Origin of the sequence: Streptomyces sp. SP18BB07 (assembly GCF_036322545.1) — a bacterium.
Lineage (GTDB): Bacteria > Actinomycetota > Actinomycetes > Streptomycetales > Streptomycetaceae > Streptomyces > Streptomyces deccanensis.
This window is the reverse complement of record NZ_JAQYWT010000237.1, coordinates 120,221-136,682: the sequence shown is the minus strand read 5'-3', so window position 1 is coordinate 136,682 and position 16,462 is coordinate 120,221. Positions and strand designations below refer to the sequence as shown.

Genomic DNA, 16,462 nt, shown 5'->3' with positions numbered 1-16,462 from the left:
CAGCTTAACGACGTTAAGCGCATGCTGCTGCCCAAGAGAAACTTAACGCCGTTAAGGAGAGTGCGCCCATGAGCGACCCCATGCACACCACACCGGCCACCCGCACCACCCCCACCTCGGACGTCCTGATCGTCGGCGCCGGCCCCGCCGGGCTCGCCCTGGCCGTCGATCTGGCCCGGCGTGGCGTCCGCGCCCTGGTCGTGGAGCGTTCCTCCGCGCTGTTCCCCGGCTCGCGCGGCAAGGGGATGCAGCCGCGCACGCTGGAAGTGATGGACGACCTGGGCGTACTGGACGCGGTCCGCGCCGCGGGCGGCCCCGCACCCGTCGGCATGGTCTGGAGCGAGGGCAGCCGACAGAGCGAGCACCGGATGTTCGACGTGTCGGAGCCGAGCGAGGCCGAGCCGTACCAGGGCCCCTGGCTGATCCCCCAGTGGCGGACGCAGGAGGTCCTGCTGGGCCGGCTGCGAGAACTGGGCGGCGATGTCACCTTCGATCGCGAACTGACCGGCCTGGCCCAGGACGCGGACGGCGTGACGGCCACCTTCACCACGGGCCCGCAGGTCCGCGCCCGCTACGCCGTGGCCGCCGACGGAGGCCGCTCCACCGTGCGGCGCCTCCTAGGCATCGGCATGACCGGCGAAGCCGTCGACCCGAGCCCCACCCTGGTGGCCGACATCCGCGTCCCGGCGCTCGACCGGGACAACTGGCACCTGTTCCCGCCGACCGACGAGCACGGCTTCATGGCGGTCTGCCCCCTCCCCGGCACCGACGACTTCCAGTTGGCCGCCAACTTCACCGACCCCGACACGATCGTCGACCTCTCACCGGACGGCATCCGCAAGGTCGTCGCCACCCGCTCCCACCTCACCCCCGAGGACGTCACGGAGGTCCGCTGGGCCTCGGACTTCCGGCCCCGGACCGCGCTCGCGCACCGCTTCCGCCAAGGGCGCGTGTTCCTCGCCGGGGACGCGGCGCACGTCCACTCCCCCGCCGGGGGCCAGGGCCTCAACACCAGCGTCCAGGACGCGTACAACCTGGGCTGGAAGCTGGGCACGGTACTGCGCGGCGACGCGGACGAGGCACTGCTGGACACCTACGAGGAGGAACGGCGCCCGGTGGCCGCAGCCATGCTGGGCCTCTCCACTCGGGTCCACCGGGGCGAGGAACGCCGCGGCCGGGCCACCCAACAACTGGGCCTCGGCTACCGGGACTCCTCCCTCTCCGTCGACACCCGCGACACCCTCCCCTCGGACGCGCTCCGTGCCGGCGACCGCGCCCCCGACGGCCGACGTGGCGGCGTACGCCTCTTCGACGCCTTCCGCGGTCCGCACTGGACCCTGCTCACGGTCGACACCGAAGCGCCGACGGACCGGTCGGACACGTCGGACAAGCCCGACCGAAGTGGCCCGCCGACCCTGACCCGGCTGAAGAACACCCGCCCGGCGCACATCCCGGCCTACGCCGCATACGGCACCGGTGTCTTCCTCGTCCGTCCCGACGGCCATGTCGGCTGGGCCGGCGAGACCGCGACCGGGCTCACCGAGTACGCGGCGGGGGTGGGCCTCCTCTGAAAGGCCTCCGCCGAAGGCGATCCCCTACGCGCTGCTCGCCAGCGACAGCTTGACCGCGAAACCCAGGAACAGGGCCCCCGCCGCCGAGGTCGCCCCCGCCGACAGCCGCTTGCGGCGGCGGAACGTGGCGGCCAGCCTGGTGCCGCTGAATATCAGCGCGCTCAGATAGAGGAAGCTCGCGAGCTGGGCGAAGGCACCGAGGACCACGAAGGAGAGCGCCGGATAGGCGTATCCCGGATCCACGAACTGCACGAAGAAGGCGACGAAGAACAGAATCGCCTTCGGGTTCAGCAGACTGATCACCAGGGCCCGCCGGAACGGCCGTTCGCCCTCCGCGACCTCGTCGCCCGGCCCCTCGACGACCCGCTCGCGACGGCTCCGCCACATCCCCCACGCGGCCCGCAGCATCCCGATCGCCAGCCACGACAGATAGCCGGCGCCCGCGTACTTCACGATCCCGAACAGCACGGCGTTGGCCTGCAGCAGCGAGGCCACCCCCGCCGCCGACAACGTCATCAGCACGGTGTCCCCGACCCACACGCCCGCGGCGGCCCGGTACCCGGTCCGTATCCCGCGCCGGGCGGCCACGGACAGCACGTAGAGGGAGTTGGGCCCGGGCAGCAGCACGATCAGGACGAGGCCCGCCAGGTAGGTGGGGAGGTCGATGACACCGAACATGAAAGGGAGTGTCGCACGTGGGTCCGACACCCGGTCAGAAGGCGTCGACGGGGGTGTAGGTGCCCCACACCTCGCGCAGGGCGTTGCACACCTCGCCGACGGTGGCGCGGGCCTTGAGGGCTTCGCGCATGGGGTAGAGGACGTTGTCGGTGCCTTCGGCGGCCTTCTTCAGGGCGGCGAGGGCGGTGTCCACCGCCCCCTGGTCGCGTCGCGCGCGCAGCCGGGCCAGGCGTTCGGCCTGCTGGGCCTCGATGGCGGGGTCCACCCGCAGCGGCTCGTACGGCTCCTCCTCATCCAGCTGGAACCGGTTGACGCCGACCACGACCCGCTCCCCGGCATCGGTCTCCTGCGCGATGCGATACGCGTTGCGCTCGATCTCGCCCTTCTGGAACCCCTGCTCGATCGCCGCCACCGCACCCCCCAGCTCCTCCACCTTCGCCATCAGCCCGAGGACGGCGGCCTCCACGTCGTCGGTCATCTTCTCGATCACGTAGGAACCGGCGAACGGGTCGACCGTCGCCGTCACATCCGTCTCGTACGCCAGCACCTGCTGCGTCCGCAGCGCCAGGCGGGCGCTCTTGTCGGTCGGCAGGGCGATCGCCTCGTCGAAGGAGTTGGTGTGCAGCGACTGGGTCCCGCCCAGCACCGCCGCCAGGCCCTGCACCGCCACCCGCACCAGGTTCACCTCCGGCTGCTGCGCCGTCAGCTGCACCCCCGCCGTCTGCGTGTGGAAACGCAGCATCAGCGACTTGGGGTCCCTCGCACCGAACTCCTCGCGCATCACCCGCGCCCAGATCCGCCGCGCCGCCCGGAACTTGGCCACTTCCTCCAGGAGCGTGGTCCGCGCGACGAAGAAGAACGACAGCCGCGGCGCGAAATCGTCCACGTCCATCCCCGCCGCCACCGCCGTACGCACGTACTCGATCCCGTCCGCCAGCGTGAACGCGATCTCCTGCGCCGGCGAGGCTCCCGCCTCCGCCATGTGATAGCCGGAGATCGAAATCGTGTTCCACCTCGGGATCTCCGCCCCGCAGTACCGGAAAATGTCCGCGATCAGCCGCAACGACGGCTTCGGCGGGAAGATGTACGTCCCCCGCGCGATGTACTCCTTCAGCACATCGTTCTGGACCGTGCCCGTCAGCCGGTCCGCCGCCACCCCCTGCTCCTCACCCACCAGCTGATACATCAGCAGCAGCAGAGCGGCCGGCGCGTTGATCGTCATCGACGTGGACACCCTGTCCAGCGGAATGCCGTCGAACAGCACCCGCATGTCCTCGACCGAGTCGATCGCCACCCCCACCTTGCCCACCTCACCATGAGCGATCGGAGCGTCCGAGTCATGCCCCATCTGGGTGGGCAGGTCGAACGCCACCGACAACCCCGTCGTCCCGGCCGCGATCAACCGCTGGTAACGGGCATTGGACTCCACCGCGGTACCGAACCCCGCGTACTGCCGCATCGTCCACGGACGCCCCGTGTACATCGACCGGTACACACCCCGCGTGAACGGATACCCGCCCGGCTCCCCCAGCCGCTCCGCCGGATCCCAGCCCTCCAACACCTCCGGCCCGTACACCGGCTCGATGGGCAACCCGGACTCCGACTCGCGCGCCATGATGTGTGCCTCCGTCTCGCTCGTCGCTCGGATGCTCGCCCGCTGCTCTTGTCCCTCATCGGTACAACGGCTTCGCGACGGCTGGAGCGGCGTGCCGTTGGTCCGGTGGAGTGCCCCTGGCTGGGACCTTGCTCACAACCATGCCCCTTTGTTCGCGACGGGTCACGTCCGGGCAACCTGTCCGGGAGAGCGACCGAACGCGGCGATCATGAGACGACGGGGACCCCGATGCGTATCAAGGACATGCGGAGATCGGTGGCCGCGTTCGCGGCACTCGCCATGGCCGGCGCCTGCACGGCCCAGGGGATCGAGGTGCACGGCGGCCAGCGCCAGCCCGTGCGCGTCGACGGGAGCGTCCCGCCCGACGGCACCCCGAAGCAGGACGACGGCGACGGGGGCGACGGCGGGGACGAGGCCGCGGGCGGAAGTGGGAACGACGGGAAAGGGGCGCCCGAGAAGGCCCCGACGACCGCTCCGCCCTCCCCCAGGCGCACGCCCACACCCACCCCCGCACCCCCTCCCCCGGTGCTCTGGTCGCAGGGCGACGAGGGCCTGGACGTACGCGAGTTGCAGGCGCGGCTGCGGCAGATCGCGTGGCTCTTCGCGGGGCCCACGGGGACGTACGACGATCTGACGGTCCAGGCGGTCAAGGGCTTCCAGGGCAAGCGGGGACTGCCGCGGACCGGGAAGACGGACAGCGTGACCTGGGCGCGGCTGCTGAACATGACGCGGGAGCCCGGCAAGTGGGACCTGTACACCTACGGAGGGCAGCCGGCCGCGTCACCCGATCCGCGCTGTTTGACGGGCCGCGTGCTGTGCATCAGCAAGACGAGCCGCACGCTGCGCTGGATGGTGGACGGCCGAACGCTCACGACGGTCGAGGTGCGGTTCGGCTCGGAGTACACACCGACCCGCGAGGGCGTCTTCAGCGTCTACTTCAAGTCCCGCGACCACTGGTCGACCCTGTACGACACCCCGATGCCGTACGCGATGTTCTTCAGCGGCGGCCAGGCCGTCCACTACTCCGCCGACTTCGCGGCGCGCGGGTACTACGGGGCCTCGCACGGCTGCGTCAACGTCCGGGACGAGGCAGCGATCGCACTGCTGTTCGGGCAGGTCAGGAACGGCGACAAGGTCGTCGTGTACTGGTGACGGACGAGCGACGCCGAGCACATGCGTGACGTGCGTCACATGAGGCATAGCGGGAGCGCGTCCGGCGCGTCAGGGGGAGTACGGGGTCACGGGGGACCACGGGGGAAGCACGGGGGTTATGGGGCGCGGGCGGGACCGGGGGAACGTGTCCCGCCCGCGCCAGGGTGCACGAGCCGTAGGTACGGGGGGAACCCCGGCTCCGTGCGACGGCCGATGACCAGTCGGCTCACTCATTACTGCGCCGGGGCGGCCAAAAGTGTTACCCGTTCCGCGAAAGAATTCGTAACGGAAGAGAAAGCGCAGGTCAGGAGGGGGTGACGCGGACGGCGACGTCGATCCGCGCCGCTGCGGCGAGCTGACTCCGGTGGCCGTTGCCCCCGTTGCCCTTGCTCCCCTTGCCGCCCTTGCTGTCCTTGCTGCCGTGACCCTTGTCGCCCTTGTGGCCGTGACCGTTGCCGCCCTTGCCGTGGCCCTTGCCGTGCCCGGGGCGGTTCTTGCCGTCGCCGGCACCGTTTCCGTGGCGGCCCTTGCCGTGGTGGGAGTCGTCGTCCTCGTCGGAGTCGCCGCCGGAACGCGCCTTGTCGCCGCCGACCGTGCCGCTGGAGTCGCCGGAGTCCGACGTACCGGACCCGGCCCCGGTACCCCGGCCGTTCCCGGTGCCCCCGCCCGGCCGTTTCTTGGTGCCGGGGTTGTCGGAGCCGCCGGCCAGGAGGTCCTCGCAGTACCGCTTCAGCTGCCCCTTGCCCTTGCCGCCCGCCGCGTCCTCCAGGCCGCGCCGGCGGTCGGCCCCCAGGTCCTTGCCGTCGCGGACGTCACGGCAGGCGGAGAGGACCTTGTTCCACCACTCCTGGGTGGGGGTGTCGTTCTGCCCGGTGTCACCGGTCCGGCCGTCCTCGTCGGCGCCGTCGGTGCCCTCACCGGAGGGGACGTCGCCCTCCGAGGAGCCGTCCGGGGTCACATCGGGGCGGGAGTCGCCCCACGCCCCGCGCCGGTCGTCGCCCCCCTGCGGGTCCGGCGACGGCGACAGCAGCGGCCGGTCCGGCGACCGGTCTGCGGAGACGGTGGCGGAGGGTTCCGGTTCGTCGTCGTGGAAGCCGGTCAGCGCGCCGCCGCCGACCGCCGCCGTGACCCCGCCGAGCATCCCGGCGGCCACGGCCGCGACCAGCCCGAACCGTACGGGCCGGCCCCAGCGCGCCCGGCGTCGGCCCGACCCCGCGACCGGGCGCCCGGGGCGCCCGAGGTGGACGACTCCCGCGTCGGCGGCGGGCGCGGCGGTGTGCGTACGGCTGCCGCGGCCGGCCTCCGCGACATGCCCGTCGTCAGGTGCCGGGGCGGAGGTGGCGGCGGCCGAGTCGGCCGTGCGGGCCGTTCGCGCGCTGCGGAAGGCGGCCAACGCGGCTTCCTCGCCCGGGAGTTCGGACGTCCCCGAGGAGACGGGAGCGACCTCGGCGGTCAGCGCGTCGAGCGCCTCGGCGAGCCGGGCGGCACGGTCACGGGTGTCGGCGTCGACGGCTTCGAGCGGCTCCCCACGCAGCAGCCGCTCCGCTGCGTCGCGGTTGAGCCACCTGTACTGCTCGTCGGCCATCACACATCCTTCTGCGTCCGCGAACGCGTATGCGTCACACCGGCGGACGAAGCCGCGCGTGCGCGCGGTTCTCTCGGCGGGGGTACGGCGTCCAGCGGATCGCCGGACTCCGGGTCGGCCTCGGCGGCCGTCTCCGGATTCTCCCCGATCAGTTCGGCGAGCCGCTTCAGCCCCCGGTGCGCGGCCGTCCGTACGGCTCCCGCGCGCTTGCCCAGGGTCTGGGCGGCGGTCTTCGCGTCGAGGCCCACCACGACCCGCAGGACCACCGCCTCCGCCTGGTCCTGGGGCAGTTGCGCGATGAGCGAGAGGGTGCGGCCGGTGGCCATGGCCTCCATCGCCTCGCCGGCCGTGTCGGACTCGGCGGCCCGGCCGGTCAACTCGGTCTCGTCGCCGCCTATCGCGGGCCTGCGCCCCCGCATCCGTATGTGGTCGAGGGCCCGGTTGCGGGCGATCCGCGCGGCCCAGCCACGGAACCGGTCGGCGTCACCGCTGAACCGCTCCAGGTCACGGGCTATCTGGAGCCAGGACTCGGAGGTCACGTCCTCCGCGTCCGGATCGCCGACCAGCGTCCGCACGTACCCGAGCAGCCGTGGGTGCACCGAGCGGTACACAGTCCGGAACGCGGTCTCGTCCCCGTCCTGTGCCGCAAGCACCGCGGCGGTCAGCTCCGCGTCGTCCCCCAGCACCCGCGCGCGCCCCTCTTTGCGCCTCCACCGGCGCCGCTCTCGCGGACCGGGTTCTCGCTGTCGTGGTCCTCAATGAATCGTGCGGTGCCGGGCCGTCGATGGTTGTGGTGGTCTCCCGCCATCCACGATCCGGCGCGAATGGCACGTTACGGCCTGAAACCGTTGGCCGTCCATGTCCGTAGAACATGCAACTAACTCGTGATCCGGCGAGGTGTGACAGAAAACGCGGACGCGGCGCTGTAGGGAGTACGGGTCGCCGCGCGGCCCGTGCCGCGCGACGGTCGGGGCCTCTCCTGTGGGGGGTGGCGGCCCCGACCGTTGCCATCGGCGGAGTCGGCCGGGTGTCTTGCGAGTACGGGGGTCTCGCGAGCACGCCGGCCTTACTTCGCGCCGGGGGCCTTCTGCCCCGACTCCGGAGCGAGCTGCGGGGCGTTCTGCGCGCCGCCCTCGCCTGCGACCTCGCTTCCGGCCCTCGGGTCCGGTCGATCGCCGCCGGGCACCCGCGGCCGGCCCGGCTCGTCCGGCACCTTCGCCTCCGGCACCTTCGCCTCGGTCGGGCCGTTCTGGCCGTTCGGTTCGTTCTGACCGTTCGGCTCGTTCTGGCCGTTCGGTTCGGCGGGCGACTGGCGTCGGCTGTCGCCGGTGGGCTTCGCGTCGTTCGGTCGGTCGGCCCGTCGGCCGGACTCGTCGGGGTTCCGGGACACGCCGTCCTGCTCGGCCGGGGCGGAGGTGTCCGGCGTCGCGGGGTCGGTGCGCGGCACGTCCGCGGGGCCGGGCCGGGTGGAGGCACCGGCGCCGGGGCCGGCGGGCCCCTCGCTTCCGTACTCCCCGGACTCCCGGTCGGCGCCCTTGTCGCCGTGTGCGGCCGAGCCGATCGCCGCGAAGGCGACTCCGCCGAGGGTGAGGCTGGCCAGCAGGACGGCCAGGGTGGTGCGGATGGAGAGCTGGACGCGGCGCCGCGCGTTCGGCCGCCAGTCGTCGCGCCGCCGGGTGCGAGCCGTACGGCCCCCGCTCTCCCGCGCTGCCCGGAAGGCCGCCACGGCCCGCGCCTCCCCCGTACTGTCGGCCGACGCGCCACCGCGCACGGCGGCGGCGAGGAGCGAATCGACGGAGGGCACCGCGGAGATCGAGGTCTCCGTGGACGCCGGGGGCGAAGTCTCCGTGGATGCGGGGGGCGGGGCGAAGGCAGGGGAGGCGGCGGCGTTCCGTTCTCCGTTGTCAGGCCGGTCGCTCATGTCCGGCTCCGTCCTGCCCGACGGCATCTCGCGCCCTTCCCTCTCGCCGTACGGCCCGGCGTCGCTGTCGGTCATCTCGACTCCCCCAGCGTCCGGGGGCCGTCATCCGTCACACCCTCGCTCCGGAGGAGCTGGGCGAGACGCTTCAGGCCCCGGTGGGTGGCGGTACGGACCGCGCCGGGGCGCTTGCCGAGGACACGGGCGGCGGCGGGGCCGTCGAGGCCGACAACCACACGCAGCAGCACGGCCTCGGCCTGGTCGCGGGGCAACCGGGCGACGAGCGCCAGGGCCTGCTCGGTGGAGAGGCTCTCCAGCGCCTGATCCTGGGTGCTGTGCGCGCCCGGCAGTTCCAGCAGGTCGTTCTCCAGCGCGGTCGCCCGGGGTCTGACCCGCTGGCGCCGCAGATGGTCCAGGGCCCGGTGCCGGGCGATCGTCGCGCTCCAGCCCCGAAAGCCCGCCCCGTCGCCCTTGAACCGCCCGAGGTCCCGCGCGATCTCCAGCCAGGCGTCCGAGGCGACGTCCTCCGCGTCGTCCCCGACGATGCCGCGCAGATACCCCAGCAGCCCGGGCTGCACGAGCCGGTAGGCCACCGCGAACGCGGCCTCGTCCCCGGCCTGGGCCCGCGCGACGGCCGCGCCCAGTTCCCCGTCGTACGCCTGCACGCGCCGAGGTTCCCCTCCCTGGCCTCAAACTGTCCGCGACAGTGCCACGTCAGTGCCGGGATCGCCTTCCCGGGGGCCGTCCCGGACGCCGCCAAGCCCCCACGCTCCTCTGCGCCGCGCCTCGCGGAAGTGTCACAGCGGCCGGGCACACCGCCCGGAAGCGGGACCACCGGCCCCTCTCCGCCCCCTCCGTGACATGAGCCACACCCGCATCCCCGGTGCCGGGGTTCGCGGCGTCCTGTGCACTGAATAGAGGGGTCACCCCTGTGACGGGTGGCGTCTTCGTACCGTTCATCCAGGGGTGGGGCATTTGATTCACCGTAGGAGCCGTGCGTCGGAGCCGCTGGGGCCGAAGCGGAGGGTCTGGCTGGCGCTGGGGGCCGTCGTGGCCGGTGGCGCGGGCCTGGTGTCGTACGCCGTGGTCGGCCCGGGCGCCGGCACGGCCGCCGCCGCCGACGTGCCCACCGCCCGCCCCTCGACCGTCACCCGCCCCCCGATCGTCAGCCGAGCCGCGTGGGGCGCGGACGAGTCGGCCGTGACGGGGACGGCCGAGTACCTCGACCGCATCAGCGCGGTGTTCGTCCACGACACGGGCGGCACCAACGCCTACAACTGCGCCGAGTCCCCCGCCCTGATCCGCGCGCTCATGGCGGACGACATCGGGACGGCCGGCCGGGGCGACCTCGGCCACAACTTCGTCGTCGACAAGTGCGGCCGTATCTACGAAGGCCGGGCGGGCGGCGCGGACCTGTCGGTGCGCGGCGCGCACACGCCCGGGTTCGACGGGGAGTCGACGGGCGTCGCGGTCCTCGGTGACTTCGACGGCGGCGGGCCGAGCCGGGCGGCCGTGGAGTCCGTGGCGCGGCTCGCGGCGTGGAAGCTGGGCCAGTACGCGGGCGACCCGACGGGCAGGGTGACGCTGACGGCGTCCGAGGACACCGGCGTGTACACGCGCGGCGAGTCGGCGGAGCTGGACGTGATCTCCGGCGGCAGCGACGCGGCGTCCCTCACGTCCCCGGGCGCCGGCCTCTACGCCGAACTGCCCGAGATACGCCGCTACGCCGCCTCCCCGGCCCGGGGTTCCGCGATACCGACCGCCGACTACACGGGCGACGGCGTGAGCGATCTGGTGACGCCGACCCCCCGGACCGGCAGCGGCTGGATCACCCTGGTGCCGGGCGGCGCGAACGGCCCCGTCGCGACCGCCAGGCTCCGGCTGAACCAGGCGAGCGCGGGCGTGCCCGGTGCCGCCGAGTCCGGCGACCAGTGGGGCGCGGCGACCGCGTGGGGCGACGTCGACGGCGACGGGTGCGCGGATCTCGTGGTCGGCGCGCCCGGTGAGGACGACACCACCGGGCACGCCGACCGGGGCGCGGTGACGATCCTCTACGGGCCGTCCTTCACCGCGGGCGCCGACACGATGGCCCTCGGCGACGACTTCGAGCCGGCCGGCGCGCGGTTCGGCGCGACCGTGGTGGCCGGGGACTTCAACGCCGACGGCAGGGCGGACGTGTTCACCGCGGCCACCGGTACGGGTGGCAACTGGGCGGCCCGCTTCGGCGACGGCCACGAGGTCGCCGGGGACCTCACCACGGCGACCGGTTCCCTGGCCTACGCGGACGCCGCGTCCGGCGACTTCGACCGGGACGGGTACGCCGACGTGGCCCTCAACTACCGTGACGTGTCCGGCATCGGCAGGATCGTCTGGTTCAGGGGCTCCCGTTCGCTGGGGCTGACGAAGGCGGCGACCCTGACCGTGAAGGGCGGCCGCGCCGTCGCGGCGGGCGACGTCGACGGCGACGGTTACGACGACCTCGTGGTCGGACAGCCGTACGCCTCCGAGTCCGGCGGCAACGCGGGCGGTCAGGTGACCGTGGTCCCCGGCACGTCCACCGGCCTCGGCGCGACGGGGACGCGGACGGTGCACCAGGCCACGGCGGGTGTGGAGGGTGCCTCCGAGACCTCGGACGGCTTCGGCTCCTCGGTGTCCGTCGGCGATGTCGACGCCGACGGGTACGCCGACGTGCTCACCGGCGCGCCGAACGAGGACATCACCCGGGCCGGGAAGAACCGGGGCAACGCGGGGTCGGTGTGGCTGCTGAAGGGTGCGGGTGCCGGGGTGAGCGGGGCGGGGTCGCTGGCGTTCTCGCAGGACGCGCCGGATGTGGGGGGAGCCACCGAGGCGGAGGACAAGTTCGGGTCGGCGGTGTCGGGGGCGGATGTCACCGGGGACGGGTACGGCGATGTGGTGGTCGGGGTGGAGGGGGAGGACGAGGGGAACGGGACGGTTCTGTTCGTGCCGTCCGTGGGGGGTGTGCCGGTGGCTTCGCGGTCCGTGTACTACGGGGTGACGCAGTTGGGGGCGTCGGTGGGTGGGCGTCTGGGGCAGCTCCTGACTCCGTAGCCCGGGGTTTCCTCGCCCCCGCCGCCCCTACCCGTCCCCTCCTCAAGGGGCTGCGCCCCTTTGACCCCCAAGCGTCCGTCCGGTGGGGGCTGGTCGCGCAGTTCCCCGCGCCCCTTGAGGGCCTACGGCCACTCAGGGGCAAAAGCACGGGGCGCAGCCCCTGCTTTTTCAGGGGCGCGGGGAACTGCGCGAGAAGCCCCACGCACCCGCGGACGAACAACCGGCCTCACCCGGAGGGCATCGCGTCGTGGCACAGCAGGCGCAGCGAACCGTCGCCCGTGAAGCAGCGGCGGGCCTCGTCGAAGGGGTCCCAGTAGCGGTTGTCCCAGGTGCGGACCCAGTAGCCGCCGCCCGACTCGACCCATTCGCCGTCGGCCCAGCGCACGAGGACCTCGCCGCCGTACGCCCCGAAACCCCGCAGCGCGCCCTCCACGGCGGCGTACGGCGGTCCCTCCCGGCGGATCTCCTCGATCATCCGGTCCACCCGCCACAGGCTCTGCGTCGAGTAGTCGAGGCGCACCCGCGCCCCTTCCCGCATCATCGCCACCGCGTCGGCGGCCCATCGGAGGGGCTTCGCCGCACTACCGGGCCGGTTCTCACGACTCCCCGGTGCGGCGGGGGCACCGGCCGAACTGAATGTCTGCTGTGCGCTCACACTCGGGAAAGCGCCCGTCCGGCGCGAGACGTTTCGCGATTTCGGCCTGTCCCCGACACCGGTGCAGGACCACCACACCCGGCCCCAGGACACCCACAGGACCCACCAGGAAAACGAGGTTTACCGCCGCGCCCCACGCGCGCGCCGCGACACGACCGCCCGCAGCACCCGCCGCCCCTCCGTGGCCACACCGAGCGCCTGCCGCAGCCCGGCCGCGCCGTGCTGGGCGAGCAGTTCCAACACCACGATCTGGCGACGCAGTTCGGCGGCGACGAGATGGGAGGCACCCTCGGTACGGCCCTCCCGGCACGCCGCCACGGAGTCGTCGCCCCCGGTGTCCAGCGGGTCGAGCAGTTGATGGATCCGCAGAGCGGAGACGGAGCACACCTCCGCCCACTCGCGCAGCCCGTCACCGTTGCGCTGCTCGGGAACCGCGTCGAGCATCCGGCGGGCGAGCAGGGCGACTTCCTCGTCCCCGCTTCCGTCGGAGTCGGGTTCGGGCCCGCCCGCCGGCGACAGTTCGCCGCGTATCTTCGCGACGCGTTCTCCCCACTCCTCCCCGTCGTCCACCAGTCCCGCCCACAGGGGGCGCAGCACCTCGTCGTCGCCTCCGAGAAGCGGTACGCAGCGGTCCAAACAAGCCAACCCACCGGCCGCCAGACCGCGTTCGTCGGCCTGGGCCATCAGCTCCACCAGGCTCATCGCGCCTCCCCTAGATCCCGCTCGACCGTGCCCCGGTTATACGGAGCCCGCACTTCCCCTTACTGCGTGCGACGACGCGGGAGTGTCACATGGGGACGACCCCGAGCCGGTCGAGCAACCGGAACAGAATGTTTTCAGCCAAGGGGTCCGCCGGTCCAGGTTCTGAGGTCAACACCTCGACCAGGGACCGCTCGACGACGGCCCGCCCCGCCTCCGCGGCCCAGGCGACGGCGCGTTCGGCGGCGTCGCGCGGTTCGAGGAAGTAGTCCTCGACGGTGAGCCCCTCCCCGTCCCCCAGATAGGCGGCCATGGCACGCCGCGCGAGACACGTCGTCCACGCCCCGCTCTCCGGCCCGGCGGCCTCGACGACCACGCAGTCGCTGTCCATGACATAGCCGAACAGCGCGGGCGCACCGGTCTCCCGGGCGAGCGTGTGCATGTTCCCGACATCGCCGGCGCCCCCCGAGGCCCCGGATTCCCCGGCCGCCTCGGCACCCGGCGCGCCCGTCGGGCACGCCCAGATCTGCCAGCCGTCGTCCGCCGTCACGCACAACGTCATGGTCTCGGCCCCGGCCAGCGCGTCCAGCTCCGCGAGCGGCCGCTCGCTTCTGCCCACGACGTAGTACCCCCAGTACCCCATACCGGGAATAGACCACAGCGGTACGGCGGTTCGCCCCCGGAATCGGGCAATCCGCACGCTTGCCCCTGGCAGAAGGTCCGTCAGAGGGCGGCCACGGGCTCCGGCTCACGCGGCCCGCTCCGCGCCTTGTCGTCCTGCATCCGGGTGAGGGCGAGGACGAAGAGGGCCGCGAACACGGCGGACACGATCTCGAGGGAGTCCGCGAACAGCATCTGCTGGGCGGCGGTCCGGTACTCCTCGACCGCCTCCGCCCGGAAGTACGCCCGGTCGCCCACTTCCCCCGCGATGAGGCTGAGCAGCCACAGCGTCCACCAGGTGTTGACGAGCGCGTGCGACCTCGGCTTCCGCCACGGGCCGCTCGCCTCCCAGCAGTCGACGGCGATCCGGCGCGGGAACCACAGGTTCACCACCGGCACGAACCAGCCGGCGATCGCCCAGCCCCGCTTCTTCCGGTGCCCGAAGGGGTCGAACACCTCGGCGTTGACCCGCACCCGGTGGAACCAGACCAGAAAGACGACGGCCGTGGCGAGATAGGTGAACGTCTGGAGGGTGGCGGCCAGCGCTATCAGTACGTCCGCCCAGTCGGAATCACGCTCCAGGGCCACGCTCCAGTCGTCAGCCACCATCCGGTTCATCACGTCGAGGAGCGCGAGATCCGCCCACACCGCGACCAGGTCGGCCACGACGACCGCCCCGAGCAGGATCGTCACCACCCGTCCCAGCACCACCGGCGACTGCAACAGGGGCGGCGGCCCCAGGGGCACACCGACAACCGGAGGCGGAGCCTTCGGGAGGCCCGCACCCACATCCGGATGCTGGTCCTCGGCCTCGCAGGCCCGGCACAGTTCTCCCCCGGGCGCCGCGTCGAACTGCCGACAGCGCGTGCACGTCATCCAGATCCCCCGACGGTCATGGCAGCGCGGATTCCTCCCCAGAACCTCACGCGCAGCATCAAGAACAGGCGGACCCTACGGCTCCCCGCCCCGCCAGTCCACCCGGTTCCGCCCCGGGGCTCAGCTCACTTTCCCCGCCAGCTCCCGGAACTGCGGCCAGGTCAGGGCCGGCTTCCCCGGGTCCCACAGCTTCTGCGAGAGCGCCCGCAGCGGCATCCGGACGCCCGCCGCGACCTGCGCCTCGGTCTGCCGGTTCGCGAGGTCGCACCAGACGGCGAAGGAACCGCCGAGGATCTGGTCGTCGTACTGGGCGGGCACGGCGGTGGTGCCGCGCAACACCCGTGGGGTCCAGGACTCGTAGATGCGCTGCCCGGTCGGGTACACGAACTGGTTGGGCTCGCCGAGGACGTAGTACAGGTACTCGTCGTTGTAGTTGATCACCTGTCGCCCGGCGCTCAGATATTCGATCGGCGGCCGGGCCCCGATCTCCTTGCCCGTCCAGTACGCGACCTGGATCGCCTTGTCCGCCTGGACCGAGCCGCCCCGGAAGAACCCGTCGTTCCAGGCCCATACGGTCCGGTCGTGTCCGCGCATCACCTTGGCGCGGTCGTTCAGCCAGCCGGTGGCGAGGTCGGCGACGGTCGCGCCGGGGCCGTACTTCTGGCGCGCGGCGGCGGCCAGCTGCGGATACGAGGCCTCGGGGTTCGAGGCCATCAGTGCCCGGTACTCGTCGGCGCCGAGGTGCCAGTACGCGCCGTCGAACAGGTCGGCGTACTCGTCGAGCAGTTCGTCCACGACCTCGGCGGACCGTGGATTGGAGATGTCGACGGCCCCGCTCGCGGCCACCCCCTGCGCGTTCTTCAGCTGGAGCCCCGGGTTGGCCGCGATCACGGCCCCGAGATGCCCCGGCGAGTCGATCTCGGGCACGACCTCGATGTGGCGGCTCTGAGCGAGGTCCAGGATCTTGCGCACCTGGGCCTTGGTGAGGTGCTGCCGGGAGACCACCTCGGGGTGGCTGGTGGACTCGATCCGGAAGCCCTGGTCGTCGGAGAAGTGCAGGCCGAGCTGGTTGTACTTCAGGTCGCCCAGCTCACGGATGCGGTCCTCGATCCAGCCCGCCGTGAAGTGCTTGCGCGCGATGTCGAGCATGAACCCGCGCTGCGGCTTGGCCGGCTCGTCCCGGACGACGCCCTCCGGCGCCGTACCGCCGCCGCGCACCTCCTGCTTCAGGGTGCGCGTGCCGTAGAAGACGCCCGCCTCGGCGGGCGCGGCGATCCGCACCCGGCCGTCCTTCACGGTCAGCGTGTACGCCTCCGACCTCGGCGCGGCCGCTCCGGTGAGCGCCAGCTCCACGTCCCCGGCCCGGGGCCGCTCCTCCCCCGCGTACGCCAGTCCGAGTTCCCCGGCGGTCAGCCGCCCCTCGTCGGCCAGCGCCGCGTTCCGTACGACGACCCGGCCCCCGTCGGCGGGCTTCCAGCCGGGGCCGCGGGCGGGCTCGTGCTGCCGTACGGCAGGGATGGTCTGCGGCTTCTTCGACAGGGGATAGCTGCGCGACGGCGACGGGGGCGCGGAGGGTGTGCTCTGGGCGGCGCTCACGGACGACCGCTCCGGCGACGGCCCCGATCCGCTGGGCGTCCGCCTCTCGTCGCCCGGCCACACGGTCACTGCCACCGCGACCGCGCCGCCCGCCAGAACCGCTCCCGTGCCCAGGAGCAACCCTTTCGACGTGATCGCCGTCTTGCTGCGGGGTGCCCTGCGCCGGCCTCGGTTCACGACACGCCCCCGGTCCCCGTCCCGGTCCAGGTCCTTGTCCCGCTCACCGTCCACGACATCTCACACACCTCTCGCCACGCGCTGTCCCCGGTCTCACTCCCGACTCTCCGCCGAGCCCCCTTCTCGAACCTACGACGTCCGACCACCCGAACCGTCCACCACAGGTTCCGAAACTCTCCCGTCCGGGTGAATTTCGGGCATCGAACGGACA

The 16,462-nt window shown here is 72.7% G+C and carries 14 protein-coding genes; 3 read left to right on the top strand and 11 right to left on the bottom strand.

The features are described from left to right. Positions 1–68 precede the first annotated feature (68 nt). Entirely contained in the window at positions 69–1,571 is a 1,503-nt protein-coding gene (locus PUR53_RS07990; RefSeq protein WP_329907841.1) for an FAD-dependent oxidoreductase, read from the top strand. A gap of 24 nt (positions 1,572–1,595) precedes the next feature. Here the strand turns inward: PUR53_RS07990 and leuE are convergent, their stop codons facing one another. Further along, a complete protein-coding gene (gene leuE / locus PUR53_RS07985) occupies positions 1,596–2,249 on the bottom strand; it encodes a leucine efflux protein LeuE (RefSeq protein ID WP_329898694.1) in 654 nt (217 codons plus the stop codon). A 34-nt stretch (positions 2,250–2,283) separates the two neighbouring features. Then, the gene (locus PUR53_RS07980) at positions 2,284–3,864 is read right to left on the bottom strand and encodes an acyl-CoA mutase large subunit family protein (protein ID WP_329907840.1); all 1,581 of its coding nucleotides are present in this window, start codon (positions 3,862–3,864) and stop codon (positions 2,284–2,286) included. Between the two features lie 228 nt (positions 3,865–4,092). Between PUR53_RS07980 and PUR53_RS07975 the strand changes: the two genes are divergently transcribed. Next, on the top strand, positions 4,093–5,016 hold the full coding sequence (locus PUR53_RS07975) for a L,D-transpeptidase family protein (protein ID WP_329907838.1): 924 nt from the start codon (positions 4,093–4,095) through the stop codon (positions 5,014–5,016). A 304-nt stretch (positions 5,017–5,320) separates the two neighbouring features. On the opposite strand, the gene PUR53_RS07970 is transcribed toward PUR53_RS07975, so the two are convergent. From PUR53_RS07970 to PUR53_RS07955, 4 genes are all read right to left on the bottom strand, one after another. After that, positions 5,321–6,601, bottom strand: coding sequence for a hypothetical protein (locus tag PUR53_RS07970; RefSeq protein WP_329898691.1), 1,281 nt, complete (start codon positions 6,599–6,601; stop codon positions 5,321–5,323). Then, positions 6,601–7,287, bottom strand: a complete 687-nt coding sequence (locus PUR53_RS07965; protein ID WP_329898690.1) for an RNA polymerase sigma factor — start codon at positions 7,285–7,287, stop codon at positions 6,601–6,603. The genes PUR53_RS07970 and PUR53_RS07965 overlap by 1 nt, the downstream gene beginning before the upstream one ends. A gap of 380 nt (positions 7,288–7,667) precedes the next feature. Next, positions 7,668–8,597 (bottom strand): hypothetical protein, encoded by a 930-nt coding sequence (locus tag PUR53_RS07960; RefSeq protein ID WP_329907837.1) that lies wholly within the window; start codon positions 8,595–8,597, stop codon positions 7,668–7,670. Then, the gene (locus PUR53_RS07955; RefSeq protein WP_329898688.1) at positions 8,594–9,184 is read right to left on the bottom strand and encodes an RNA polymerase sigma factor; all 591 of its coding nucleotides are present in this window, start codon (positions 9,182–9,184) and stop codon (positions 8,594–8,596) included. Before PUR53_RS07955 ends, PUR53_RS07960 begins: the two co-directional genes overlap by 4 nt. Positions 9,185–9,494: 310 nt before the next feature. Between PUR53_RS07955 and PUR53_RS07950 the strand changes: the two genes are divergently transcribed. After that, a complete protein-coding gene (locus PUR53_RS07950; RefSeq protein WP_329907836.1) occupies positions 9,495–11,588 on the top strand; it encodes an FG-GAP-like repeat-containing protein in 2,094 nt (697 codons plus the stop codon). Between the two features lie 226 nt (positions 11,589–11,814). Here PUR53_RS07950 and PUR53_RS07945 read toward each other — a convergent pair whose 3' ends face one another. The 5 genes from PUR53_RS07945 to PUR53_RS07925 all read right to left on the bottom strand — a co-directional run bounded on the left by PUR53_RS07945 (position 11,815) and on the right by PUR53_RS07925 (position 16,194). Further along, on the bottom strand, positions 11,815–12,243 hold the full coding sequence (locus PUR53_RS07945; RefSeq protein WP_329898686.1) for a hypothetical protein: 429 nt from the start codon (positions 12,241–12,243) through the stop codon (positions 11,815–11,817). Positions 12,244–12,363: 120 nt separating this feature from the next. Beyond that, positions 12,364–12,945: a hypothetical protein gene (locus PUR53_RS07940; protein WP_329898685.1), complete on the bottom strand. Its 582-nt coding sequence runs from the start codon at positions 12,943–12,945 to the stop codon at positions 12,364–12,366. 85 nt (positions 12,946–13,030) lie between these two features. Beyond that, positions 13,031–13,585, bottom strand: coding sequence for a hypothetical protein (locus PUR53_RS07935; protein ID WP_329898684.1), 555 nt, complete (start codon positions 13,583–13,585; stop codon positions 13,031–13,033). A gap of 80 nt (positions 13,586–13,665) precedes the next feature. Further along, positions 13,666–14,478, bottom strand: coding sequence for a DUF4328 domain-containing protein (locus PUR53_RS07930; protein ID WP_329898683.1), 813 nt, complete (start codon positions 14,476–14,478; stop codon positions 13,666–13,668). Positions 14,479–14,598: 120 nt separating this feature from the next. Beyond that, the gene (locus PUR53_RS07925; protein ID WP_329907863.1) at positions 14,599–16,194 is read right to left on the bottom strand and encodes a beta-N-acetylhexosaminidase; all 1,596 of its coding nucleotides are present in this window, start codon (positions 16,192–16,194) and stop codon (positions 14,599–14,601) included. Between the last annotated feature and the right edge of the window lie 268 nt (positions 16,195–16,462).